23 protein-coding genes and 1 pseudogene are annotated in these 21,974 nt (G+C 72.0%); 16 read left to right on the forward strand and 8 right to left on the reverse strand.

The genetic code is table 11. From position 1 onward, the window contains the following. Both AB0L06_RS40120 and AB0L06_RS40125 read right to left on the reverse strand, forming a co-directional pair. A pseudogene (locus tag AB0L06_RS40120) lies at window positions 1–111 on the reverse strand (proteasome accessory factor PafA2 family protein); the annotation flags it as partial. A 20-nt stretch (window positions 112–131) separates the two neighbouring features. After that, window positions 132–926, reverse strand: a complete 795-nt coding sequence (locus AB0L06_RS40125; RefSeq protein ID WP_500236614.1) for a hypothetical protein — start codon at window positions 924–926, stop codon at window positions 132–134. A 249-nt stretch (window positions 927–1,175) separates the two neighbouring features. Between AB0L06_RS40125 and AB0L06_RS40130 the strand changes: the two genes are divergently transcribed. The 4 genes from AB0L06_RS40130 (at window position 1,176) to AB0L06_RS40145 (ending at window position 5,301) form a co-directional block, all read left to right on the forward strand. After that, entirely contained in the window at window positions 1,176–2,234 is a 1,059-nt protein-coding gene (locus tag AB0L06_RS40130; RefSeq protein ID WP_500236735.1) for an LLM class flavin-dependent oxidoreductase, read from the forward strand. A 21-nt stretch (window positions 2,235–2,255) separates the two neighbouring features. Continuing rightward, entirely contained in the window at window positions 2,256–3,761 is a 1,506-nt protein-coding gene (locus AB0L06_RS40135; protein ID WP_500236616.1) for an AMP-binding protein, read from the forward strand. Window positions 3,762–3,871: 110 nt separating this feature from the next. Beyond that, window positions 3,872–4,615, forward strand: coding sequence for a FadR/GntR family transcriptional regulator (locus AB0L06_RS40140; protein ID WP_500236618.1), 744 nt, complete (start codon window positions 3,872–3,874; stop codon window positions 4,613–4,615). After that, on the forward strand, window positions 4,612–5,301 hold the full coding sequence (locus tag AB0L06_RS40145; protein ID WP_500236620.1) for a sterol desaturase family protein: 690 nt from the start codon (window positions 4,612–4,614) through the stop codon (window positions 5,299–5,301). The genes AB0L06_RS40140 and AB0L06_RS40145 overlap by 4 nt, the downstream gene beginning before the upstream one ends. Before the next feature lie 57 nt (window positions 5,302–5,358). On the opposite strand, the gene AB0L06_RS40150 is transcribed toward AB0L06_RS40145, so the two are convergent. Then, window positions 5,359–6,273: a hypothetical protein gene (locus AB0L06_RS40150; RefSeq protein WP_500236622.1), complete on the reverse strand. Its 915-nt coding sequence runs from the start codon at window positions 6,271–6,273 to the stop codon at window positions 5,359–5,361. A 148-nt stretch (window positions 6,274–6,421) separates the two neighbouring features. Next, on the reverse strand, window positions 6,422–7,333 hold the full coding sequence (locus tag AB0L06_RS40155) for a cyclase family protein (RefSeq protein WP_500236736.1): 912 nt from the start codon (window positions 7,331–7,333) through the stop codon (window positions 6,422–6,424). A gap of 41 nt (window positions 7,334–7,374) precedes the next feature. On the opposite strand from AB0L06_RS40155, the gene AB0L06_RS40160 reads away from it, so the two are divergent. Further along, window positions 7,375–8,550: a serine hydrolase domain-containing protein gene (locus AB0L06_RS40160; RefSeq protein WP_500236623.1), complete on the forward strand. Its 1,176-nt coding sequence runs from the start codon at window positions 7,375–7,377 to the stop codon at window positions 8,548–8,550. A gap of 5 nt (window positions 8,551–8,555) precedes the next feature. Here AB0L06_RS40160 and AB0L06_RS40165 read toward each other — a convergent pair whose 3' ends face one another. From AB0L06_RS40165 to AB0L06_RS40175, 3 genes are read right to left on the reverse strand one after another with little or no spacing between them, the layout of a single operon-like run. After that, window positions 8,556–9,290, reverse strand: a complete 735-nt coding sequence (locus AB0L06_RS40165) for an SDR family NAD(P)-dependent oxidoreductase (protein ID WP_500236624.1) — start codon at window positions 9,288–9,290, stop codon at window positions 8,556–8,558. Next, window positions 9,290–9,913 carry a cysteine hydrolase family protein gene (locus AB0L06_RS40170; RefSeq protein ID WP_500236625.1) on the reverse strand — a complete coding sequence of 208 codons (624 nt, stop codon included), beginning with the start codon at window positions 9,911–9,913 and terminating at the stop codon, window positions 9,290–9,292. The genes AB0L06_RS40165 and AB0L06_RS40170 overlap by 1 nt, the downstream gene beginning before the upstream one ends. A gap of 55 nt (window positions 9,914–9,968) precedes the next feature. Further along, a complete protein-coding gene (locus tag AB0L06_RS40175; protein WP_500236627.1) occupies window positions 9,969–10,475 on the reverse strand; it encodes a GNAT family N-acetyltransferase in 507 nt (168 codons plus the stop codon). A 36-nt stretch (window positions 10,476–10,511) separates the two neighbouring features. On the opposite strand from AB0L06_RS40175, the gene nfi reads away from it, so the two are divergent. The 6 genes from nfi to AB0L06_RS40205 all read left to right on the forward strand — a co-directional run bounded on the left by nfi (window position 10,512) and on the right by AB0L06_RS40205 (window position 16,538). Further along, window positions 10,512–11,195 carry a deoxyribonuclease V gene (gene nfi, locus AB0L06_RS40180; protein ID WP_500236629.1) on the forward strand — a complete coding sequence of 228 codons (684 nt, stop codon included), beginning with the start codon at window positions 10,512–10,514 and terminating at the stop codon, window positions 11,193–11,195. A gap of 69 nt (window positions 11,196–11,264) precedes the next feature. Continuing rightward, the gene (locus tag AB0L06_RS40185; RefSeq protein WP_500236630.1) at window positions 11,265–11,663 is read left to right on the forward strand and encodes a Zn-ribbon domain-containing OB-fold protein; all 399 of its coding nucleotides are present in this window, start codon (window positions 11,265–11,267) and stop codon (window positions 11,661–11,663) included. Beyond that, a complete protein-coding gene (locus tag AB0L06_RS40190) occupies window positions 11,660–12,010 on the forward strand; it encodes a VOC family protein (RefSeq protein ID WP_500236631.1) in 351 nt (116 codons plus the stop codon). The genes AB0L06_RS40185 and AB0L06_RS40190 overlap by 4 nt, the downstream gene beginning before the upstream one ends. Before the next feature lie 107 nt (window positions 12,011–12,117). Then, window positions 12,118–13,689 carry a class I adenylate-forming enzyme family protein gene (locus AB0L06_RS40195; protein WP_500236632.1) on the forward strand — a complete coding sequence of 524 codons (1,572 nt, stop codon included), beginning with the start codon at window positions 12,118–12,120 and terminating at the stop codon, window positions 13,687–13,689. Window positions 13,690–13,711: 22 nt separating this feature from the next. Further along, complete coding sequence (locus AB0L06_RS40200) at window positions 13,712–15,790, forward strand: acetate--CoA ligase family protein (RefSeq protein ID WP_500236634.1); 2,079 nt, start codon at window positions 13,712–13,714, stop codon at window positions 15,788–15,790. Further along, window positions 15,777–16,538: a glucose 1-dehydrogenase gene (locus tag AB0L06_RS40205; protein ID WP_500236636.1), complete on the forward strand. Its 762-nt coding sequence runs from the start codon at window positions 15,777–15,779 to the stop codon at window positions 16,536–16,538. Before AB0L06_RS40200 ends, AB0L06_RS40205 begins: the two co-directional genes overlap by 14 nt. On the opposite strand, the gene AB0L06_RS40210 is transcribed toward AB0L06_RS40205, so the two are convergent. After that, window positions 16,519–17,928 (reverse strand): amidase, encoded by a 1,410-nt coding sequence (locus AB0L06_RS40210; RefSeq protein WP_500236639.1) that lies wholly within the window; start codon window positions 17,926–17,928, stop codon window positions 16,519–16,521. The genes AB0L06_RS40205 and AB0L06_RS40210 overlap by 20 nt on opposite strands. A gap of 77 nt (window positions 17,929–18,005) precedes the next feature. Here AB0L06_RS40210 and AB0L06_RS40215 point away from each other — a divergent pair, with 77 nt between their 5' ends. From AB0L06_RS40215 to AB0L06_RS40235, 5 genes are all read left to right on the forward strand, one after another. Continuing rightward, complete coding sequence (locus tag AB0L06_RS40215; protein WP_500236641.1) at window positions 18,006–18,638, forward strand: TetR/AcrR family transcriptional regulator; 633 nt, start codon at window positions 18,006–18,008, stop codon at window positions 18,636–18,638. 763 nt (window positions 18,639–19,401) lie between these two features. Continuing rightward, window positions 19,402–19,527, forward strand: coding sequence for a hypothetical protein (locus AB0L06_RS40220; protein ID WP_500236644.1), 126 nt, complete (start codon window positions 19,402–19,404; stop codon window positions 19,525–19,527). Continuing rightward, window positions 19,527–20,858 (forward strand): Sco1979 family transcriptional regulator, encoded by a 1,332-nt coding sequence (locus AB0L06_RS40225; protein WP_500236646.1) that lies wholly within the window; start codon window positions 19,527–19,529, stop codon window positions 20,856–20,858. The genes AB0L06_RS40220 and AB0L06_RS40225 overlap by 1 nt, the downstream gene beginning before the upstream one ends. A gap of 65 nt (window positions 20,859–20,923) precedes the next feature. Next, complete coding sequence (locus AB0L06_RS40230; protein WP_500236648.1) at window positions 20,924–21,499, forward strand: HD domain-containing protein; 576 nt, start codon at window positions 20,924–20,926, stop codon at window positions 21,497–21,499. A gap of 94 nt (window positions 21,500–21,593) precedes the next feature. Continuing rightward, window positions 21,594–21,965, forward strand: coding sequence for a VOC family protein (locus AB0L06_RS40235; protein WP_500236650.1), 372 nt, complete (start codon window positions 21,594–21,596; stop codon window positions 21,963–21,965). The last annotated feature ends 9 nt before the right edge of the window (window positions 21,966–21,974 follow it).

The raw sequence follows: 21,974 nt of genomic DNA on the forward strand, positions 1-21,974 counted from the left end.
GCGGGGGTGGGACCAGTCGAGGCCGTCGCGGTTGCGGTAGCCCTCGAGGATTTCGAGTTTGGCGACCCAGTCGAGTTCGCGGGAGAGCTGCATGGCCCGGACGGTGAGGCGTCCGGGCGACGGGCTCTACCTCACGTGCCGGAGCCGACCTTGCGGATGTCGATCGGGTCCACCGGGGCGTCGATCTTGAGCGGGGCGTCGTACTCGGAGAAGTCGAACTGGCCCACCGGCAGCCCGCCGAACGCCACGGTCGAGTTGAACCGGAGCATGCGCGGCGTCCCGTTCGCGGCCACGAACATCGTCGTCGTATGGTCCGAGCCCGTGATGGCGAGCGTCGGAGTGCCCCCGACGTCCGCGCGAACCGGCCCGCCCCCCGCGGACACCGACGAGAAGACCTTGCGCAGCTGGCCGATGACCTCCCGGTCGAACTTCTGGAGGCTGAGGAAGCTCCGGAACTCCTTGAACTCGCCCACCGGGTACAGCACCCACTTGCCGGCGAGCCTCGCAGCGAGCGCCTTGTCCCCGAGATCCTCCTCCAAGGTGGCCGGGTCGGCGATCAGATAGAGCTTGCCGCCCTTGGCGCGGAACTTCGTCACGCCGCCGTCCACCTGCATGCTGCCGTCCGCCGCGTCGTCGGTCAGACGCAAGTCGACGTGGAACGTCTGCCCGTCTTCAGTGAAGTCGCCCTTCCACCGAACGGATTTGGCGTGTTCGATGCCGTTCAGTGCGGCCTTCACGAGGTCGGCGGGCGGCTTGCCCGAGTTGTCGGGGCCGGCCGGCGTGGCCGGCGCGGATGACGTGGCCGCGTCCAGAGTGCTCTTCGGCTTGGCGCCGTCGCCCTTGCCACCCTCGCCGCCGCAGGCGGCCAGGGTGAGCGTCGTGGCGAGCAGTGCCGCCCCCGCGGCCAAGATTTCGATGCGTCCCACGTGTCAATCCTCTTTCGATCTTGCAATAGAGCATTGGTTGGTCGCCCAGATCGACCGGGACGTTGGCACGAAAGCGTGTTCTTTGCGTCTCACCCTGGCCGGTGACCTCCTCCCGCCGGGTCGGGCGGACTGTTAGGCTTCCCAAGCGAGCGCTTGGTACGTAATGTTGGCAGGGTGCGGCTCCGCCCCCGGGGGCGGGCGCCCGCCCCGCGCGTTGACGAAGGAGCCTGCGACGTGGCTGACCGCCCGATGAAGTTCTCGGCCTTCCACCTGTTCCACCAGTTCGCGGGGCAGACCCCGGGTGAGGTGTACGAGTACCAGATCGAGATCGTCGAACTGCTGGAGGAGCTCGGCTTCGACGGGGTCTGGATCGCCGAGCACCATTTCCGGGAGTACGGGACCGTCCCGAACATCTTCACGATGCTGGCGAACCTGGCCGCGCGCACCGAGCGGCTGCGGCTCGGCACCGGCATCGTGGTGCTGCCGCTGCACAACCCGATCCACGTGGCCGAGGAGGCCGCGATGGTGGACCTGCTGTCCGGCGGACGCCTCCAGCTCGGCATCGGACGCGGCTACCAGGCGATCGAGTTCGAGAACTTCGGGCTCGACCTGGCCGAGGCGCGGGACCGGTTCAACGAGTCGCTCGACGTCATCCTCGGCCTCTGGACGCAGGAGAACTTCGAGTACAAGGGCCGGTTCTTCGAGACCGAGCACCCGCTGAACCTGATGCCGAAGCCGGTGCAGCGGCCGCACCCGCCGGTGCACGTCGCGGCCGTCAGCCCCGAGACCGTCGAGATGTACGCGGCGCGCGGGCTGCCGATCCTGGCCGACCCGGCCGCGCCGTTCAAGAAGATCGCCAAGGCGGCCGAGACATGGCACGCGACCGCCGCGGCGAACGGCGTGGACGCCGCCGACGTGGAGCTGGTCGCCAGCCGGATCGTGTACGCCGCGCCGACCGTCGAGCAGGCCCGCGAGGACCAGGCCCGGTTCGAGGCGTCCTTCGACCGCTCGCGGATCTTCAACCTGCAGAGCGCGCCCATCGACCGGACGACCGGGCAGGCGGCCAAGGGCTTCGAGTACTACCAGAACCGCTACCTGAAGGGCGGTGCGGTGGACAGCGAGTTCCGCTGGGAGCAGCTCGAGGTGATCGGCGACCCCGAACGCGTCATCGGCCAGATCCGGGCGATCCGGGAGATGGGGTTCGGGCACCTGATGTGCGACTTCGGCTCCACCCGGCCGATGCCGCTCGCGGAGATGAAGAAGGTCCTGAGGTTCTTCGCGGCCGAGGTCATGCCCGCGTTCCGCTGATCCCCACCCCCAGGAGGCGCGATGTCCGCAGTACACCGGCTCACCCTCGGCGACGTCCTCGCCGAGCACGCGCGGGGCCGTCCGGCCGGCGCGGCGGTCGTGGACGGCGACGTCCGGCTGACCTATCCCGAGCTCGACGACCGGGTGGCACGGCTCGCCGGGGCGCTGGCCGCGGAGGGCGTGCGGCCGGGCGGACGGGTGCTGTGGCTCGGCCAGAACTCGTTCCGCGTGCTCGAGCTGCTGCTGGCCTGCGGACGGCTCGGCGCGATCTTCTGCCCGGCGAACTGGCGGCAGTCCGCCGACGAGCTCGCCCACGTCCTGTCCGACCTGACCCCGCGGGTCGTGGTGTGGGAGGAGTCCGAGGCCGTCGAGAAGGCACGCGGTCAGGTCGCGTCCGACACGCGCTGGATCGGCTCGGGCGAGGAGTACGAGGCGTTCCTGGCGTCCGGCGAGGCCTACCTTCCGGAGGCCGCCGACGCGGGCGCGCCCGTCCTCGCGCTGTACACGGCCGCGTTCGACGGCCGTCCGAACGCGGCGCTGCTCAGCCACTCGGCGCTCGTCGCGCACAGCGTGTCCCTGCTGCACATGCGGCAGATGGAGGACGGCTTCGCCTTCCTGGCGTGCGGCCCGCTGTTCCACGTCGGGACGATGATGTTCACGCTCGCGACGTTCCAGCTCGGCGGCCGGATCGTCGTCACGCCCGCGTACGAGCCGGCCGAGGTGTGCCGCCTGATCGAGGCCGAGAGGTGCACGCAGGCGTTCCTGTTCGGGCCGATGATCGACGGGCTCGTCCAGGCGAACGCCGGCGGGAGGTACGACCTGAGTTCGCTGCGGTTCGTCTCGCACTCCCCCGAGTGGGACGCGATGATCACGGTGGACGACAGCCCGTGGTGCGCGTCCGGGATGGGTGGGTACGGGCAGACCGAGGTCGGCGGGATGCTGACGTTCCTCGGGCTCGGCATGGGCGGCAAGGGGTTCGCCGGACGCCCCTCCCCACTCGTCCACGTGCGGCTGCTGGACGCGGCCGGGCGGGAGGTCCCGCCGGGCGAGGTCGGCGAGATCTGCGCGCGCGGGCACAGCCTGTTCTCCGGCTACTGGAACCGGCCGGAACTGAACGCGGCGAAGGCGGCGGGCGGCTGGCACCACACCGGTGACCTGGGACGGCGCGAGGACGACGGCACGCTCACCTTCATCGGACCCAGGCTGCGGATGATCAAGTCGGCGAACGAGAACATCTACCCCGCCGAGGTCGAGCGCGCGCTGAAGACCCATCCGTCGGTCGCGGACGCGGCCGTCATCGGCGTCCCGGACGAGCGGTTCGGCCAGTCCCCCAAGGCGGTCGTCGTCCTGAAGGACGGCGCCGACGCCACCGCGGAGCAGATCGTCGACCACGTCCGGGGTGAGATCGCCTCGTACAAGAAGCCGCGCGAGGTCGTGTTCGTGGACGAGATCCCGAAGCGCGGCTACACGCCCGACTACGACGCCCTGGACGACGCGCACGGCGGCGGCGCGTACCCGGGAGCCTGAGCCTCTACTGAGCGCCGATCGGCGTCCTCCGGGACGTCGGTCGGCGCTTCTTTCGAAGAAACTGGTCGGACCAGTTGACGTGTGAACCTTCGGGTCATCAGAATTCCGACATGAGCGGTTTCTCCCCTGTCGAGCGGACCTCGGTGGCGACGGCGGTCTTCGACCAGATCGCGGCGCGGATCCTGGACGGCACGCTGCCCGTCGGCGAACGCCTGCCGGCCGAGCGCGCGCTGACCGAGGAGTTCGGCGTCAACCGGCAGGCGCTGCGCGAGGCGCTGCAGCGGCTCGACCAGCTCGGGCTGGTCGAGATCCGGCACGGCGGGGCGACGCGGGTGCGCGACTTCCGCCGCACCGCCGGGCTCGACCTGCTCCCCCGGCTGTTCCTCGGCGCGGACGGCGGCATCGACGCGACGACCGTCCGGTCGGTGATGGAGATGCGGACGGCCATCGGCGCGGACGCCTCGTCGCTCGCGGCCGGACGCGCCTCCGCCGAGGTCCGCGCCGCCCTCCACGACGTCCTCGCGGACCTGGAATCCCTCGTCACGGACGGCGGAGCCGACGACACCGCCGGGCTCGCCGCGATCGACGTGCGCTTCTGGGACCTGCTCATCGAAGGCTCCGGAAACGTCTGCTACCGGCTGTCGGTGAACGTCCTTCGCGACGCGTACCGCCCGGTCGAGGCGCTGGTCGACCTGCTCGTCATGGACGAGCGGCGCGACGTGGCGGCGCACCGGGACCTGATCGCGGCCGTCGAGGCCGGGGACGGCGAGCGGGCCCGCGCCCGCGCCGTCGCGCTGCTGGACCAGGGCCGCGCAGCCGTGCTGGCCCACTTCTCCGAGGAGGAACGAGGGTGAGCCCCCGACCCGAGACCCCCGGCTGGCTCAAGCCGGGCCTGACCCTGACCGGCGCGGCGCGCGAGTTCTTCCGGCATCCGAGCCCGAAGGCGCTCGTCCCGGCCGCCGCGACCGCCGTGGCCGCGCGCGTCGCGCTCGGCCGCTGGACGCGCCGGGACGCCACCGTCGCCGCCGGGATCGTCGCCGCCGAGCCGTTCGTGGAGTGGATCGTCCATGTGGGCGTGCTGCACTGGCGTCCGAAGACCGTGAACGGCCGCCGGATCGACCCGCTGCTCTCCCGCAAGCACCGCGCGCACCACCGCGACCCGCGCGACGCCGAGCTGGTCTTCGTCCCGATGCCGGTGGTCACCCGGGCGATCGCGGGGATCGTCATCCTCAACGCCGCCCTCCTGCGGGACCGGCGGCTCGCGGCGACCGGCGTCGCGACCTCGCTCACCGCGCTCGCGGCCTACGAGTGGACGCACTTCCTGATCCACTCGTCCTACCGTCCGCGGCACGCGCCCTACCGGACCGCCTGGCGCAGCCACCGCCTGCACCACTACCGGAACGAGCGCTACTGGTTCGGCGTCGTCACGCCGATCTCGGACCAGGCGCTCGGGACGTACCCGGCGAAGGACGACGTCCCGGCCTCGCCGACCGCCAAGACCCTCGGCGTCGAGGAGATCGAAGAACCTCAGCCGGCCTGACCGGACGAGAACGGCGGGCCGCCCGTGCCGGACGGCCCGCCGTTTCGCCGGAGAAGGTCAGCGGTGCTGAGCGCCCCGGTAGACGGCCAGCGCATCCTTCTGCCACTGCGCGCCGCAGGCGTCCTTGCCGCACGAGCCGTAGTAGCTCGCGGTCTGCCAGCCGACGCCGGTGGTGGCGTTGAACTTGATCAGGAACGGGCCGCCGCTGGCGCCGCCGCTCATTCCCTTGCAGTTGGGCAGGTAGATGACGCGGTTGTCACCGCTGCCGTGCGGCTTGCCCGAGCAGCGCCACGGGTAGTCCTTGTCACCCGGGATGCCGAGCAGGTTCGTGGAGTAGGAGCCCGGCTTGTAGTTGAACGCCACGCCCTCGGATCCCGCCGCGTCCTGCACGTGCTTGCCGCTGCGCTTGTTGAGCACGATGAACGCGTTGTCGCCCTTGACCCCGGGCGTGGTCACCCAGCCGGCCTTGCGCCAGGTGAACCAGCCGCGCGGGGCCTTGCCCCTGGAGTACGCCGGGGCGAACCGGTAGTTGGTGGCGCCCTCGCCGAACCCGCAGTGCCGCGCGGTCGCGATGGTGTCGTGGTTGTCGGACACCACGACGGTCGCCGAGCACAACCAGGTCTTGCCCTTGAGGCTGAAGAACAGCCGTCCGAGCGCCGGGGGCTGCCGCCACTGCGCGGTCACCTCGCCGGCGTCGGCCTTGGGCGGGGTGCCGGCGCGCAGGTAGGGCGTGCCCTGGGCGGACGCGTCGACCGAGCCGCCGGAGTCCGCCGCCGACGCGTCCGCGCCGCGGTACTCCCTCGCGCTCGTGATCCTCGCCTTGGTCCAGAACTTGTCGATCTGCGCGGAGCTCTGCCCCGCGTCGACGAACCTGACGTGCGGAGCGGGTGCGGCGGTGGCGGCGGTCCCGGTGAGGGAGACGGCCGCGGCGACGAGCGCCCCGGCCGCGCCGACCGTCACGAGTCTGCGCATCTGGCGTCCTCCTTGCTCTGGGGGGATGGACGCAGGCAAGGCTCGTGGCGGACGATCACCCGTTGATCACTTTTGGGTGGACATAGAGCGAATATTCAGGCATCGCACAGCGGTCCCGAAGGATGCGTCGGGGCCTCGAAGGAGGACGTCAGAGGACGGCGACGGGGTTGATCGGGCTCGCCGTGCCGCCCTCGATCCGGAGGGGGGCGGCGATGAACAGGAAGTCCGTCCGGGACGACTCGGACAGCTCCTCCAGCCACAGCATCTCCAGCAGCGGGATCCCGTGCCGCCAGAGCAGGATCATGTGGAGGTCGTCGGCCAGGCCCTCGTCGGCGAGCTGGCGCTCGTTGAGGCCGCCGATCGCCGCGTTGTCGGACGCGACCGCGCACACGTCGCGTTCCGCGAGCCAGCGGCCCGCCTCGGCGGACAGCCCGGGCTGGCCACTCCAGTACGCGTCGGGACCGTCCTCCCAGGTCAGCGGCCATCCGGTGCGGATCACGGCGACGTCCCCGGGACGGACGTCCACGTCGCACGCCTCGAGGTCGTCCGGGGTGACGCGGTCGGACGTCGCAAGGTGCCGGACGCCGCGCAGGCGCGGGACGTCGAACAGGACGCCGCGCGCGACGACCGGTCCGGCCTTGTCGATGCCGCAGCGTCCGGCGCCGTAGGAGCGGACGCGGTTCGCGGGATGCCCGTTGTACAGCTCGTCACCCGACCACATGTGGCAGAGGGCGTCCATATGGGTGGTGGTGCCGTGCGGGGTCACGACGAGCGCGTCGTCCGCCATCCTCAGGCCCGCGCCGATCGCCCTCGTGCCGGCCGCGTAGTCGCCGCCGTCCACGGACATGAAGTGCTGCGGCAGCGGACGTCCGCGCAGGTGCGGGACCGTCGTCGGCGCGGGCGAGGACGTGGCGCCGCGGATCGGCAGCGACAGCCCGAGCACCCGGCCCTCCCGGACGCAGGACGCGGCGGCCAGCACGGTCTCCGGGGTCAGCAGGTTCAGCGCGCCGCGCTCGTCGGCGGCACCCCAGCGTCCCCAGTTGTTCGGCTCATCGAGCATCATTCGGTTTCAGACCCTTCCGAGGAGAGGACGCCGCCGCCATGACGAACGTGCAGGAACCGACGGTTCAAGGGCACTGCGATCCGGCCTTCGCCGGCGTCCGGGAGGTGTTCGAGCGGAACTTCGCCGAGGGCCGTGAGGTCGGCGCGGCCGTGGCGGTCTACTCCGGTGACCACAAGGTCGTGGACCTGTGGGGCGGCCTCGCCGACCGCCGCACCGGACGCGCCTGGATCGAGGACACGCCCGCGTTCGGCTTCTCCTGCACCAAGGCGCTGACCGCCACGGCCGCCCTGCTGCTCGCCGAGCGCGGCACGTTCGACTGGGACGCGCCGGTCACGGACTGGTGGCCGGAGTTCGGTGTCCACGGCAAGGACGTCGCGACCAACGAGCACCTGTTCACGCACCAGGTCGGACTGCCCGCGTTCGCGCGTCCGGTGACGGCCGAGGAGGCCGCGGACGCGGAGGCGCGGGCCGCCGAGCTGGCCGAGCAGGAGCCCGAGTGGACGCCCGGAACCGCGCACGGCTACGGCGCGCTGACCTACGGCTGGCTGGCCGGGCACCTCGTCCGCCACTTCGCCGGGATGCCCGCCGGGGACTTCATCAAGAAGGAGTTCGCCGCCGATCTGGACCTGTGGGTCGGGTCGGACGACGAGGTGATCGAGCGCGCGGCGAAGCTGACGAACATGCGCGGCGTCCAGAACGAGGACGGGCCGCGCGCGGTGGACGACGCGCGCCTCACCCGTCTCGCCACCGCCTTCCTCGACCGCGACAGCCGGATGAACCGGTCGACGAACAACCCGAGCCCTGGCAAGGGCGGCTTCAACAACCCGGTCGTGCTGCGCGCGGGCTGGCCGTCCGCGGGGATGGTCGCGACCGCGCGCTCGTTCGGGCGGTTCTACGTGAACCTGCTCGCCGGACGGTACGTCCGGCCGGAGACGCTGCGCGAGGGCATCCGGACGCGCGTGAGCGGTGAGGACCTGACGCTCACCGTGGACAGCGCGTTCGGCCTCGGCTACATGCGTCCGTCGATGACGTTCTTCACCCCGGAGGCGGGCCGCGGGTCGGCGTTCGGGCACACCGGCGCGGGCGGCGCGCTCGGCTTCGCCGACATCGATGCCGACCTGGTCGTCGCCTATCTGCCGAACCGCATGGGCGACCAGCTCTCCGGCGACCTGCGGTCGTACCGGCTGGTCGAGGCCGCCTACGCCTCCCTCTAGACCGGTCACTGCATCGTGATCCCGCCGCTGACCGAGACGGTCTGGCCGGTGATGTAGGCGGCGCGGTCGGTGCAGAGGAACGCGACGATGCCCGCGATGTCGGACGGACGGCCGATGCGGCGCAGCGGGATCTGCCGGGCGAGCTTGTCGAGCAGATCCGGGTGCCGCTCGGCCACCTGCCGGACCATGGGCGTGTCCGTCGGTCCCGGGCAGACGATGTTGCTGGTCACGCCGCCGCGCGCGGCCTCTCGGGCGAGGGTCTTGGCGAGTCCGAACAGTCCGGACTTGGTGGCGGCGTACGCGCCCTCGCCGCCCGATCCGGCCCGTGCGCCGTCGGACGAGACGAACACGAGACGTCCGTGTCCGCGTTCGGACATCCCGGGCAGCAGGGCACGGGTGAGCTGCATCGGGGCGCGCAGGTTGACCTTCCACATCAGGTCCCAGTGCGCGGGGTCGCTCTCGGTGAACGGCTCGACGACGCTGACGCCCGCGTTGTGCACGAGGACGTCCACCGGGCCGACGGTCTCGGTGAACGCGTCGATGGACGCGGGGTCGGCGAGGTCCACGTGCCGGGCCGTCCCGCCGAGCGGCTTCGCGGTCTCGGCGGCGGCGTCCGCGTCGAGGTCGGCGACGACGACGTGCGCGCCGAGGGAGGCGAGGTCGGCGCAGATCGCGCGGCCGATGCCGCCCGCGCCGCCGGTGACGACGGCGACGCGTCCGGTGAGGTCGAGACCGTCCATCAGCCCTCCCAGGCGCGGACCAGGTCGCCGGCGGTGGCGCGCGCGGCGAGCAGCGGGATCGTGTGCGCGAGGACGGCGTCCCCGTACTCGGCGGGGGTCCCGGCGACGGCGTCGGTGACGCAGACGACCCGGTAGCCGAGGTTCACCGCCTCCAGGCAGAGGCCCGGGATGCCGAGGTTCAGCGAGAGGCCGACGGCGACGACCGTGGTGACGCCGAGCGAGCGCAGCGTCATGTCCAGGGACGTCCCGGTGAACGGCGAGAACCCGTGGTAGCGGCGGGATTCGAGGTCGGACGGGTCGGACAACTCGGGCAGCACCTCGACGGCGGCCGTCCCCTCCAGCATGTGCGCGGGGTCCTTGAGCAGCGCGCGCAGGAAGGGCGAGTTGCGGGTGTGGCTGCCCGCGCGGTCGGGACGGAACGCGGCCGTGCACTGCACGACGCGCACGCCCGCCGCGCGGGCCGCCCTCGCGACGCGGGCGGCGTTGGCCGTCACGTCGCGGTCGGCGCAGGTCTTCACGAGGTCGGGGAAGCGGGCCAGGTCGCCCGCGACACCGCGCTGCATCTCCATGACGAGCAGCGCGGTGTGGGCGGGGGCCGCGAGGTCGGTGAGATCGGTCGGCACCCGCCCAGCCTAAATGACCTAGCATTTGCTTGGGTAGCTCAGATGGTCGGGCGGCTCAGGTCCGGCGGGTCTGTCCGTAGACGTGGACGCGCCTGCCCCGGTACTCGGTGTCGCGCAGGTGGCGATGCCCGATCCGCTCGGCGACGGCGACGGAGCGGTCGTTGCCCGGCAGGATCAGGGAGACCACCTCCTCGGCGTCCAGCACGGTGAAGCAGAAGGCGAGCGCCGCGCGGGCCGCCTCGGACGCGTAGCCCTTGCCCCAGTGCTCGCGCGCGAGGCACCAGCCGACGCCGAGACCGGGGAAGCCGTGCGGGCTCCACGGTCCGGCGCGTCCGACGAACGCGCCGGTGTCCTTCTCGACGAGCGCCCAGTGCGAGTAGCCGCGGATCTCCCGGTGCCCGATGAACATCGCGAGGTTGCGCCACACGTCGTCCACGGACCGCCCGACCCCCTCGGCCAGCCCGGAAGCCACGTCCGGGTCGGCCATCATCGCGGCGTAGGCGTCGAAGTCGGCGCCCGTCAGGGGCCGCAGCACCAGCCGCTCGGTCTCCAGTTCGCTCATGACCCACCAGTCTGGAGCGGCGCTACGGTTTTCGCCATGGAGATCACGGTTCCGCACGCCTGGCCGACCACACCGTCCGAGGCCGAGGCGGTCCAGAACGCGTTGCGCGGGCAAGTGGAGACGTCCGGCTCGGTCGCTCCCCGCACGGTCGCCGGGCTGGACGTCTCGTACGCGGGCGACGGCGGCGGCACGCACGCGCGCGTGGCCGCGGCGGCGGTAGTGCTGGACACCGAGACCCTGGACGTCATCGAGGAGTCGGTCGCGGTCGGGACGTCCGACTTCCCGTACGTCCCGGGCCTGTTCGCGTTCCGTGAGCTGCCGACGCTGGTCGAGGCGCTGCGCGGCCTCACCACCACGCCCGACCTGCTGGTCTGCGACGGCTACGGCCTCGCGCACCCGCGCCGGTTCGGGCTGGCCTGCCACCTCGGGATCATCACCGGCCTGCCGACGATCGGCATCGCCAAGACCGCGTTCGTCGGCACGCACGAGGAGCCCGGCGCGAAGCGCGGCGACCAGTCCCCGCTCCTCCTGGACGGCACGGAGGTCGGACGCGTCCTGCGCACCCAGGACGGTGTGAAGCCGGTCTTCGTCTCCGTCGGCCACCGCGTCGCCCTGGACGAGGCGTGCCGCCACGCGCTCGCGCTCGCGCCGCGCTACCGGCTGCCCGAGACGACCCGCCGCGCCGACCGCCTGTCCCGCGACCGCCTCGCCGTCTCCTAGATTGCGCCGGGATCGAGCCGCGTTCGGCACTCTTGTCGCCTAACCAAGCGTGCGCTAGGTTGGGCGGCGATGGACGACCCGCGCCCCACTCCGACGCCGAGCCCGGCGACCGAGCCCTACTGGGCGGCCTGCCGGCGCGGTGAGCTGGCACTCCAGCGCTGCGGCGGGTGCCGCCGCTTCGTGCATTTCCCCGAACTCCGCTGCCCGTACTGCGGGAGCGCGGAGCTCGCGTACGAGGCGGTGTCCGGACGCGGCGCCGTGCACACGTTCACCGTCGTGCACCGCTCGTTCCTCCCCGGTTTCCCGCCGCCCTACACCGTCGCCTGGGTGGACCTCCCCGAGGGCGCGCGCGTCTTCGGGGACATCACGGGATGCCCGCCCGGGGACGTCCGGATCGGGATGCCGGTCCGGGTCCGGTTCGCCGAGTTGCCCGGCTTCGGGCCGATCCCCCACTGGAGTCCCGCATGACCGATCTGCCGCGCCTCGGCACCGTGCTCTACCCCGCGCAGGACGTCGAGCGGGCCGTCGCCTTCTACCGGGACGAACTCGGCCTCACGCTGAAGTTCCAGGACGGCGGGCGGTTCGCCGTGTTCGAGGGCGGCGGCACGACGTTCGCCATCGCCGGCCCCGAGGAGGACGTCACCGGGGGCGCGCCCGCCGCGTCCTTCAAGGTCGAGGACGTCGCGGCCGCGGTCGAGAAGCTCACCGCCGCCGGGGCGACGCTCGTGCGCGGCCCGGAGGAGGGTCCGCACGAGATCCGCGCCGTGCTCCGCGACCCCGCCGGGAACCCGCTCGTCCTCTACGGCTCCCGCTGACACGGGGCTCCCGCTGACCGTCCGGTTCGTCCCGGGCCCCGAGTTCTCGCCTCCCGCCGTCCGCCCCGCATCCCACCCCCTGCAGCTTGAGCCGAAGGAGCCGAGCCGTGGCGCGAGAGAACAGTCCCTTCACCAACTACGCCCACGCCATCCTGACCGCCAACGCCCTCCGAACCCCCGACAAGACCGCGCTGACGTACTGCGGCGAGCAGAGCTTCACGTACGACCAGCTCAACCGGCGGGTGAACCGCGTCGCGCACGCGCTGCTCGCCGCCGGGGTCGCGCCGGGCACGCGCGTCGCGTCCCTGATGAACGAGACCCTCCACGTCGCCGAGGTGTACCTCGCGCAGATGAAGATCGGCTCGGTCGTCGCCGCGCTGAACCCGTACTGGCCCGCGGACACCCTCAGGCAGGTCGTCGAGCACTCCGAGTGCACCGCGTTCGTGTACGACGCGACGGTCGAGGGCCTGGTGGAGCAGATCCGCGCGGACCTGCCGAACGTGAAGCTGTGGCTGCGCGTCGGCGGGCCGGGGGACGACACCGTCGACCTCGACACGCTCGCCGCGAACGCGAGCGAGGCCGAGCCGCCGCTCGGCGGGTTCGGCGACGACCTGCTCGCGCTGTTCTACACCTCCGGGACGACCGGCCTGCCGAAGGCCGTGATGCACACGCACTTCTCGTCGCTGGCGTCCGCGCAGATCTGGCTGGACGTCGAGCACGGCCCGGACTCGGTGATGGGCACCGGCGCGATCATCTGGGGCATCGGCTTCCCCGCGCTGGTCGGCCCGGCGTTCTACGCGGGCATGACGCTCGTCCTCGAACAGGACTGGGGCCCGGCGAACTTCCTCAGGGTCGTCCCGCGCGAGAAGGTCACGCACGTCTCGCTGATCCCGAGCTTCTTCTCCGCGCTGCTCGGCTCGGACGACCACGAGGGCGTCGACCTGTCCTCACTGAAGACGATCATGCTCGGCGGCGAGCCGCTGCTGCCCGCGCTGCGCGAACGCATCCTGACGCGCGTGCCGGGCGCCGCGATCTACAGCTACTACGGCCAGACCGAGGCCCCCTACACCTGCTTCGGACGCCAGGACGACGGCAGCCAGGACCTCTCGTCCGCCGGACGCGCCCGCACGTCCTGCGCGGTGCGGATCACGGACCCGAACGGGAACCGCGTGGTGGACGAGGTCGGCGAGATCAACCTCGCCGGGCCGAACATGATGGTCGGCTACGACAAGCTGCCCGGCAAGACCGCCGACGTCATGCGGGACGGCTGGTACGTCGGCGGCGACCTCGGCCGGATGGACCCCGGCGGCTTCCTCCACGTGCTCGGACGCCGCGAGGACGCGATCCTCAAGGGCGGCCGGTGGACCCAGCCCGTCGAGATCGAGGAGGCCGCGATCGAGCTCGACGGCGTCGCCGAGGCCGGCGCGGTCGGGGTCCCGGCGCATCCCGAGGGGCAGGACGCGGTCGAGCAGAAGGTGCTGATCGCGGTCGTCCCGCGCGCGGGCGCGTCGCTCACCGAGGACGCCGTGAAGGCCGCCCTCGCCGAACGGCTGCCCGCCCACCAGCACCCTGACGCTGTCGTCATCGCGGACGGACTCCCGCACACGCAGGACGCGTCGGGCGGTCCCGGCAAGCTGCTGCGCCGGGGCATCCGCGACGCCCACGCCGACCGCGTCTGACGCGGGCCGTCTGAGGAGGACTGTGAGTCACGTTCCCGAACACCAGGTCAAGGCGTGGATCTCCGGCTTCGGGGTGGACGTGCCGCGCGGCGCGACCGCGCGCACCCACGCCGAGCTCGAGGCCGCCGCCGCCGATCTGACCCCGCCGCTGGTCGTCAAGGCGTACGGCCCCGGTCTGCTTCACAAGAGCGACGTGGGCGCCGTGCGGCTGGGCCTCGGCTCCGCGGGGTCGGCCGCGGCGGCCGCCGCCGACATGCTCGACGAACTGGCCGGAAAGGGGATCGTCCCGGACGGCTTCCTGGTCGAGGAGCAGGCGGAGCCGGGCGTCGAGATGATCGTCGGCGCGGTGCGGGACCCGGCATTCGGGCCGGTCCTGATGGTCGGGCTCGGCGGCGTCTGGACCGAGGCGCTGCGCGACACGTCCCTGCGGCTGGCCCCGATCACCGAGGCCGACGCGCACGCGATGCTGTCCGAACTGCGCGGTTCGGCCCTGCTCGAGGGCTTCCGTGGCCGGCCGCCCGTGGACAAGGGCGCGCTGGTCAAGATGCTGCTCGCGATGAGCGACATGGTCACGGCGCTGGGCGAGGGGTTCACCGAGTTCGAGCTGAACCCGGTGATCTGCGGGCCGTCCGGGGCGGTGGCCGTGGACGCGCGGCTCACCGGCCGGGACGACCTCGCCCCGCCCGCCATGGAGGTGCCCGCGTCACCGCAGGTCACCGACTTCGACCGGCTGTTCGCGCCGCGCGGGGTCGCGGTCGTCGGGGCGTCCACGAAGCGGCCGAACTTCGGGAACATGTTCCTCACCTTCTACAAGGCCGTCGGATACCCGGGGCGGCTCGTCGCCGTCCACCCGACGGCCGAGGAGATCGACGGGGTGCCGTGCGTTCCGTCGCTCGCCGAGGCGGACGTCGACTACGCGCTGGTCGCCGTCCCCGCCAAGCAGTGCGCGGAGGTCGTGCGGCAGGCTTCGGGCGTCCCGTTCGTGCAGGTCATGAGCGGTGGCTTCCGCGAGATGGGCGAGCCGGAGCTCGAGACCGACCTCGCGGACGCGGCGCGCGAGGCGGGCGTGCGGCTGCTCGGCCCGAACTGCATGGGCGTCTACTCCCCCGCGGGCGGGCAGACGTTCATCGGCGGCGAGCCGGGCCGTCCGGGCCGGATCGCGGTCGTGTCGCAGAGCGGCGGGCTCGCGGGCGAGGTGATCAAGGTGGGCGAGCGGCGCGGGCTGACCTTCTCCAAGGTCGCGACGGTCGGCAACAGCCTGGACGTGACCCCGGCCGAACTGCTGCGCTACCTCGCCGCCGATGACGGCACGTCCGCGATCGGCCTCTACCTCGAAGACCCGCGCGACGGGCGCGGGCTGTTCGACGCGCTGCGCGAGTCGGGCCGTCCGGTCGTCGCGCTGGTCGGCGGACGCAGCGACCAGGGACGGACGGCCGCCGCCTCGCACACCGGCGGGATGATCGGCGACGACCGGATCTGGACCGCGCTCGGCGTCCAGACCGGGACCGCGATCGTCCGGAGCCAGGACGATCTGATCGGCGCGCTCGACGCCCTCGACCTGCACGGACATCGCGCGGTGCGCGGGGACGGCGTGCTGGTGATCGGGCCGAGCGGCGGCGCGAGCGTCCTGGCCGCCGACGTGTTCGACGGCGCGTCCCTCGACCTGCCGCAGTTCCCGGAAGCGGCCGTCGAGGCCCTGCGAGCGCTCGGACTCGGCGCGGGCAGCTCGCTCGCGAACCCGCTCGAGATCCCGGTCGGCCCGCGCGGCAACCCCGATCTCGTGCGGAACGCCGTGGCGTCCATCCTGGAGCGCCGCGCGTTCTCCGACGTCGTCGCGCACGTCAACGTGCAGAGCTTCATCACCTTCGGGGACAGCGCCGACCCGCTCGTCGCCTACGCGCGCGCGGTCGGACGGCTCCAGGCGGAGACCCCGGACGCCCGGATCACGATGGTCGTCCGGAACGCCGAGTGCGCGCCGCCCGGCGTCGAGGACGAGGTGCGGGCCGTCGCGCGCGAGGCGGGCGTGCCGGTCTACCGGAGCATGGAGGCCGCCGCGAGCGCGGTGGCCGCGATGAGGAGGACCCTCGATGGGAAGTCTTGACGGCAAGGTCGCGATCGTCACCGGCGGCGCGCGCGGGATGGGCAAGGCGCACGTCCGGCGGTTCGTGGACGAGGGTGCGCGCGTCGTCATCGGGGACGTCCTTGAGGAGGCCGGGGCCAAGCTCGCCGCCGACCTCGGGGACGCCGTCCGGTTCGTCCGGATGGACGTGACGAGGCCCGAGGACTGGGAGAACGCCGTGCGCACGGCCGTCGAGACCTACGGCGGGCTGCACGTCCTGGTGAACAACGCGGGCATCCTCAAGCACAAGACGATCGAGGAGATGACGCTCGACGAGGCTCGGGCGATCCTCGAGGTCAACGTGCTCGGCCAGTGGCAGGGGATCAAGGCCGTGACCGGCGCGATGCGCGAGTCCGGCGGCGGGTCGATCATCAACGTGTCGTCCACCGAGGGGTTCATCGGCGCGGCCGGGCTGTCGGCGTACAGCGCGTCCAAGTTCGGCGTGCGCGGGCTGACGAAGTCCGCGGCGCGCGAACTCGGCCAATACGGCATCCGGGTCAACTCCATCCATCCCGGAGCGATCGTCACCGGGATGTCGATGCAGCAGGACGTCATCGACGCGACCGCCGACCGCGCGGACGCCCTCATCGAGGGCCTGCCGCTCGGCCGGCTGGGGAACTCGCGCGAGGTGTCCGGGCTGGTGGCGTACCTGGCCTCGGACGACGCGTCCTACTGCACGGGCAGCGAGGTGCTCGTGGACGGCGGCCTGGTCACCGGATCGGGCTACTGAGCGTCTCGGCCGGACGCCGGTCGGCCCAGTTCTCCACCGACTCCAGCTGCGCGGCGAGCGAGATCAGCGTCGCCTCGTCGGAGTCGTGGCCGAGCAGCTGCGCGCCGATCGGCAGGCCGTCCCGGCTGAGCCCGGCCGGGACGTTCACGCCCGGCCAGCCGAGCACGTTCCACGTCCAGGCGTACGGGCACGCGGCGGCGACGCCCGACTGCGTCTTGTTGTAGCCCGCGCCGTCGAACGCGCCGACCTTCAGCGGGAGCTGCGCGGTGGTCGGGGTGAGGACGACGTCGGCGGTCTGGAAGATCCGTCCGACCCGGCGCCGGAAGTACGGGTCGAGGCGGCGGGCGAGCGGCAGCAGGCGGCGGCCCGCGATCCGGCCGATCTTCGCCTCCACCTCGGTGCGCGCCTCGGGACGCGGGTTCGGCATGGCGTCCAGCCAGTCCGCGACGCCGGTCGTGCCGCGCGGCACCAAGCCCATGAAGATCGGCCCGTAGTCGGGGTCGGCGGGGAACACCTTGTGGCCGAGCGCCGTGAGCCGCCGCGCGAGCCGCTCCACCGCGAGCCGGATCTCCGGGTCGAGCCTCCCGGGCACGCCGAACGCGGTCCTGAACGAGACGGCGACGCGCAGGCGTCCGGGATCGCGCCGCGCGGCCTCGGCGAACGGCGTGACGGGGCGGTCGAGCTGGTAGGCGTCCTCGGGATGGCTTCCGGTCAGGACGTCCAGCATGAGCGCGGCGTCCCCGACCGTCCGGGCGAGCGGGCCCCAGACCGTGATGCCGTTGAACGGGTCGCGGTTCGGGAAGCCGGACACGCGCCCGCGCTGCGGCTTGATGCCGACCAGGTGCGACCAGGCGGCGGGGATGCGGATCGAGCCCGCGCCGTCCGACCCGACGGCCGCCGCGACCATGCCCGAGGCGACCGCCGCCGCGCTCCCGCCGGACGACCCGCCCGGCGTCCGACCGGTGTTCCACGGGTTGCGCGCCCAGCCGAACCCGGGCGACTCGCTGAACGGCCACAGCCCGATCTCGCAGGTCGTCGTCTTGCCGACGATCACCGCGCCCGCCGCGCGCAGCCTCCGGACGACCTCGGCGTCCTCGGTGACGGGCCGGTGGTCGCCGAGGACCGCGAACGGCGTGGTCTCGCCCGCCAGGTCCGTGTCGTCCTTGATCGCGACCGGGACGCCGAGCAGCGGCAGCCGCTCCCCCGCCCGCAGCCGCTCATCCGCCGCGTCCGCCTCCGCCCGCGCCGCCTCGTGCCGGACGACCCGGAACGCGCTCAACGACTCCAGCGCGTCGATGCGGGCGAGCGACCGCTCCACCAGTTCCCGCGACGAGACCGCGCCGTCCGCCAGCAGAGCCGCCTGCTCGGCCAGACCGAGGAAGTCGTCCATCCGGGCCCCTCTCCAGTTGTCGTTCGTTCGAACGAACGATAGCTCTCCCGGTCCGGATGGGGAAGACTGGAACGGTTATGACCACCGCGCGCGCCACCCCGACGACCGGCACCCCGGGCGAGAGCCCGCGTGACCGCATGCTCCAGGCGACCCTGGACCTCATCTCCGAGCAGGGCGTCGGCGCCGTCACCAACCGCGCCGTCGCCCGCGCCGCCGGGGTCTCCCTCGGATCGCTGACCTACCACTTCCCCAGCCAGTCCGACCTGCTGCGGGAGGCCCTGGCCGCGTTCGTGGACGACGAGATCGCCCGCATCACCGAGCACGCGGAGCGGCTGCGCGACACGGACATCGACCCGGGCAGCGCCGCCGACGAGGTGGAGAAGGCCATGGTCGGCTTCGCCACCGACCGTCACCAGATCGCCAACCTCGAACTGCACCTGCACGCCGCCCGCGACCCGGAGGTGCGCGCCACCTCGGCCCGCTCGGTCGCCGCCTACGACCGGCTCGTCGTCGAGATCCTCACCGCGCTCGGCATCAAGGACGCCGAACACCACGCGCCCGCGGTGGTCGCCCTCTTCTACGGCCTGGCGGTGCGGCGGCTCGCGACGGGCGACCCGTCGGCGGCCGGCACCGCCGACGCCCTCCGCACCGTCCTGAGCGGCCTGTCCACCGACCCGCCCGCGGTAGCCGGACGCGACGCCCAGGGCTAGTAAAAGCGATCGGCCCGCACGGCCCCGAGCGGGGCAGAACGGGCCGTACGGGCCGATCACCTGTCTCCGACAGAAGCCCAAGCCGGGATTTCCCGACCAACAGCCACGCTAAGCAACCCGCCACGCCGGGAGAACCCCCTTAAGCCTCCCTTAGGCTTCGCCTGAGCCGGCGTTATTCCGAGGCGCCCGGCACCGGGGATGAGCTGCGCGAACATGAAGGGCCCCCCGCGGCAACGGGAGGCCCTTCCAAGTCGTGGTGCCCCGCCCGAGCCATCGAACGTGGAGCCATCGACCCCCACACGGTAAGCGCCGAGGCGTGTTGTTCGGTACGCAAGCGGGCTTCACTCCGACCGCGTGCAGACGGCCGCGCGACAACAAAGCCCTGACCAGCGGAAACGTCGCGATGGTCACCGGCCTTCATTGTTCAGAGTTTCAGCGCGGGGGGCCGTTCGTGCCTCTGCATGAGCATGTGCCCGGTTCAGCTGAGGAAGTGCGAACAACTTCCCCTTGACCGGACCCAAGGGACCGCGGTATTCACGCGGGCCGTCCGGACTCCGAACAACGAATCGGGCCAGATCGCTTCCGGATGGAGTGGGCGTCCGCCACGATGAACGCGAGAAGGGCGCGGACCGCCCTTCGCGGCGGCAACCGCGAAGGACCGAAGGAACCGCGCCCGCTCAATTCCCCCGCCCGAGCCATTCGTCAATTGGGAGCTTCCGTGTCTTCTCCGTCTGCATTCGCGCTGTGCGTCTCCCGTCCGGCTGTGCGCGATGTCTGGGCCGCGCCCGTCGTGGTGCTGCTGGTCGTACTGATCCTGCGGGGCGTCGAGCCGTGGTGGGCACTGGTCGTGGTCGCTGCCGCCGTTCTTCTCCGGACGTCCTCCAGCTGATGGCGCGTCCGGAGAACCCGCTCGATCCGGAGTCGGGTCCCGTCGCGGCGTTCGCCGTCGCCTTACGGGAACTGCGGGCGAGCGCGGGCGCACTGGGCTACCGGGCCATGTCGAAGCGGTCCTACTACGGCTTCACCACCCTCTCCGAGGCCGCCGCCGGACGCCGATTTCCGAGCTGGGAAATCACCCGCGCCTATGTCGCCGCCTGCGACGGCGACCTCCAGGAATGGGAGCGGCACTGGAGAAAGACGAGCGCTCTCCTGCGCCTGACCGGCGACACTGAACCCGAGGAGAACGGGGAACGATCGCCACCTCGTCCTTCAGACGCCATCGTCCCGGAGCAGGACAGGTCCATGACCGGGCCCGGCGCCCCAGGCCCGGTCGCGGCCGGCGGGAACGCGGTACGGCCCTTGACGCCCCCACCGCCTGACAAGCTGGTCGCGACCGCTCAGGCGAAAACCCCCTCGTGGACCAGTTTCCAGAGCCGCGGCGGGCCGACCGTCCGGCGCATCCTGCTGGGCGCGCAGCTCCGGCGGCTCCGGGAACGGCGGGGGATCTCGGCCGAGGACGCGGGCTACGAGATCCGCGCCTCGCACTCCAAGATCAGCCGGATGGAACTCGGCCGCGTCGGGTTCAAGGAACGGGACGTCGCCGACCTTCTCACGCTCTACGGCGTCACCGATCCCACCGCCCGCGATCCGCTGCTGGAACTCGCACGGGATGCCAACTCGCCCGGATGGTGGCAGCCCTATGGGGACGTCCTGCCGACGTGGTTCGAGAACTACCTGGGGCTGGAGGAGGCGGCCTCCGTCATCCGCGGCTTCGAGCTCCGGCTGGTGCCCGAGCTCCTGCAGAGCGAGGACTACACGCGGGCCGTCATCCGGCTGAGCCACCCCCGGGCGCCGGAGGCGGACGTGGAGCAACGCATCCGGCTTCGGGCGACGCGGCAGGAACGGTTCGTCGAGCCCGGGGCTCCGAAGCTGTGGGCGGTCGTGGACGAGGCCGTGCTCCACCGTCCGATCGGTGGCCGGAGGGCCATGCGCGGCCAGCTCGCCCACCTCGCCCAGATGGCGAAGCTGCCCAATGTCACGTTGCAGATCGTGCCCTCCACGATGTGCGACGTGCCCGTGACCGTCCCCTTCACCATCCTCCGATTCCCCGAGGCCGGCCTCTCGGATGTCGTCTACATGGAGCAGCTGACCTCCGCCATGTACCTCGACAAGAGGGCCGACGTCGACGCCTACCAGATGCTGTGGGACGAGATCAGCGTCATGGCTCTGCAACCCGAGGAGAGCGTCCGCCACCTCCAGGTCCTGTGGCGCCAGACCTAGGCCCACCCACCGCACACGCTCACACTGAAGACCAGGTGTCGGTGGGGGTCGCTTAGGCTTTTGGGATGCGGGTTCCGTCTGATGGGGAGATCCGGGGGCTGCACGAGAAGCACGCTCCCTCGGTTGAGGCGTTCGAGCTGGTGTTCACGCATTGCGAGATCGTGGCTCGGATCGCCGGGCAGTTCAGCGACAGTCCGCTGGTCCGGGCGGGGGCGTTGCTGCATGACATCGGCGTGTACCGGCTCTATGGGCCGGACGGACGGCTCGACTCCGCCGACTACATCCGGCATGGGGTGCTGGGTGAGAAGTTGTTGCGGAAGGAAGGGCTGCCGGAGGTGCTGTGCCGGTTCTGCTCGCATCACACCGGGGTCGGGATCACGTGCGCGGACGTGCGGGAGCAGGGGCTGCCGCTGCCGGAGGCCGACTTCCTGGCGGAGACGGACGAGGAGGCGGTCGTCATGTACGCGGACAAGTTCCACAGCAAGACGACGCCTCCGGTGTTCGTGTCCGCGGCGAGCTACACGGTGAAGGTCGGACGGTTCGGCGAGGACAAGGCGCTGGCGTTCAAGGCGATGCGGGAGCGGTTCGGCGATCCCGAGCTGGACGGGCTGGCGGAGCGGCACGGGTTCGCGATCATCTGACCGGCGGAGTCGCGGAGCGCCCGTCGCGCGCGTCCGATGAGTTTTGACGCGTCCGGGGGTCTCCCCTTGCACGGATCGGAGCAAGGAGGACCGCATGAGCGGCATCACCGGAATCTGGGCGGCGGGCGTTCCCGTCACCGACCAGGACAAGGCCGTCGACTTCTACGTCGGCGTCCTCGGCATGGAGAAGCGGCGGGACGTGCCGCTGGGGCAGTTCGGCGGACGCTGGATCGAGGTGGCCCCGGCCGGGTCGCCGACCACGATCGCGCTGGTCCCGGCGAGCGAGCTGTCGCCCGCCGGGCGCAGCACGGAGATCCGGCTCGCGACCGCCGACGCGCAGGCGCTGCACACCGAGCTGGTGACCAAGGGCGTGGACGCCGACGACGTCCTGTTCTGGGAGGGTGCGCCGCCGATGTTCGCCTTCCGCGACCAGGACGGCAACGGCCTCTCCGTCACCCAGATCTAGGCCGCCCGA

The sequence above is a fragment of the Spirillospora sp. NPDC052269 genome, from assembly GCF_040679435.1.
Taxonomy (GTDB): domain Bacteria; phylum Actinomycetota; class Actinomycetes; order Streptosporangiales; family Streptosporangiaceae; genus Spirillospora.

Excerpts from the sequence above, each read along its gene's own strand:
- nfi (WP_500236629.1), top strand. The coding sequence starts at position 10,512 with ATGGAGATCACGGTTCCGCACGCCTGGCCGACCACACCGTCCGAGGCC.
- AB0L06_RS40135 (WP_500236616.1), top strand. The coding sequence starts at position 2,256 with ATGTCCGCAGTACACCGGCTCACCCTCGGCGACGTCCTCGCCGAGCAC.
- AB0L06_RS40230 (WP_500236648.1), top strand. The coding sequence starts at position 20,924 with ATGCGGGTTCCGTCTGATGGGGAGATCCGGGGGCTGCACGAGAAGCAC.
- AB0L06_RS40140 (WP_500236618.1), top strand. The coding sequence starts at position 3,872 with ATGAGCGGTTTCTCCCCTGTCGAGCGGACCTCGGTGGCGACGGCGGTC.
- AB0L06_RS40150 (WP_500236622.1), bottom strand. The coding sequence starts at position 6,273 with ATGCGCAGACTCGTGACGGTCGGCGCGGCCGGGGCGCTCGTCGCCGCG.
- AB0L06_RS40130 (WP_500236735.1), top strand. The coding sequence starts at position 1,176 with ATGAAGTTCTCGGCCTTCCACCTGTTCCACCAGTTCGCGGGGCAGACC.
- AB0L06_RS40190 (WP_500236631.1), top strand. The coding sequence starts at position 11,660 with ATGACCGATCTGCCGCGCCTCGGCACCGTGCTCTACCCCGCGCAGGAC.
- AB0L06_RS40165 (WP_500236624.1), bottom strand. The coding sequence starts at position 9,290 with ATGGACGGTCTCGACCTCACCGGACGCGTCGCCGTCGTCACCGGCGGC.
- AB0L06_RS40175 (WP_500236627.1), bottom strand. The coding sequence starts at position 10,475 with ATGAGCGAACTGGAGACCGAGCGGCTGGTGCTGCGGCCCCTGACGGGC.
- AB0L06_RS40205 (WP_500236636.1), top strand. The coding sequence starts at position 15,777 with ATGGGAAGTCTTGACGGCAAGGTCGCGATCGTCACCGGCGGCGCGCGC.
- AB0L06_RS40210 (WP_500236639.1), bottom strand. The coding sequence starts at position 17,928 with ATGGACGACTTCCTCGGTCTGGCCGAGCAGGCGGCTCTGCTGGCGGAC.
- AB0L06_RS40215 (WP_500236641.1), top strand. The coding sequence starts at position 18,006 with ATGACCACCGCGCGCGCCACCCCGACGACCGGCACCCCGGGCGAGAGC.
- AB0L06_RS40235 (WP_500236650.1), top strand. The coding sequence starts at position 21,594 with ATGAGCGGCATCACCGGAATCTGGGCGGCGGGCGTTCCCGTCACCGAC.
- AB0L06_RS40185 (WP_500236630.1), top strand. The coding sequence starts at position 11,265 with ATGGACGACCCGCGCCCCACTCCGACGCCGAGCCCGGCGACCGAGCCC.
- AB0L06_RS40225 (WP_500236646.1), top strand. The coding sequence starts at position 19,527 with ATGGCGCGTCCGGAGAACCCGCTCGATCCGGAGTCGGGTCCCGTCGCG.
- AB0L06_RS40160 (WP_500236623.1), top strand. The coding sequence starts at position 7,375 with ATGACGAACGTGCAGGAACCGACGGTTCAAGGGCACTGCGATCCGGCC.
- AB0L06_RS40155 (WP_500236736.1), bottom strand. The coding sequence starts at position 7,333 with ATGCTCGATGAGCCGAACAACTGGGGACGCTGGGGTGCCGCCGACGAG.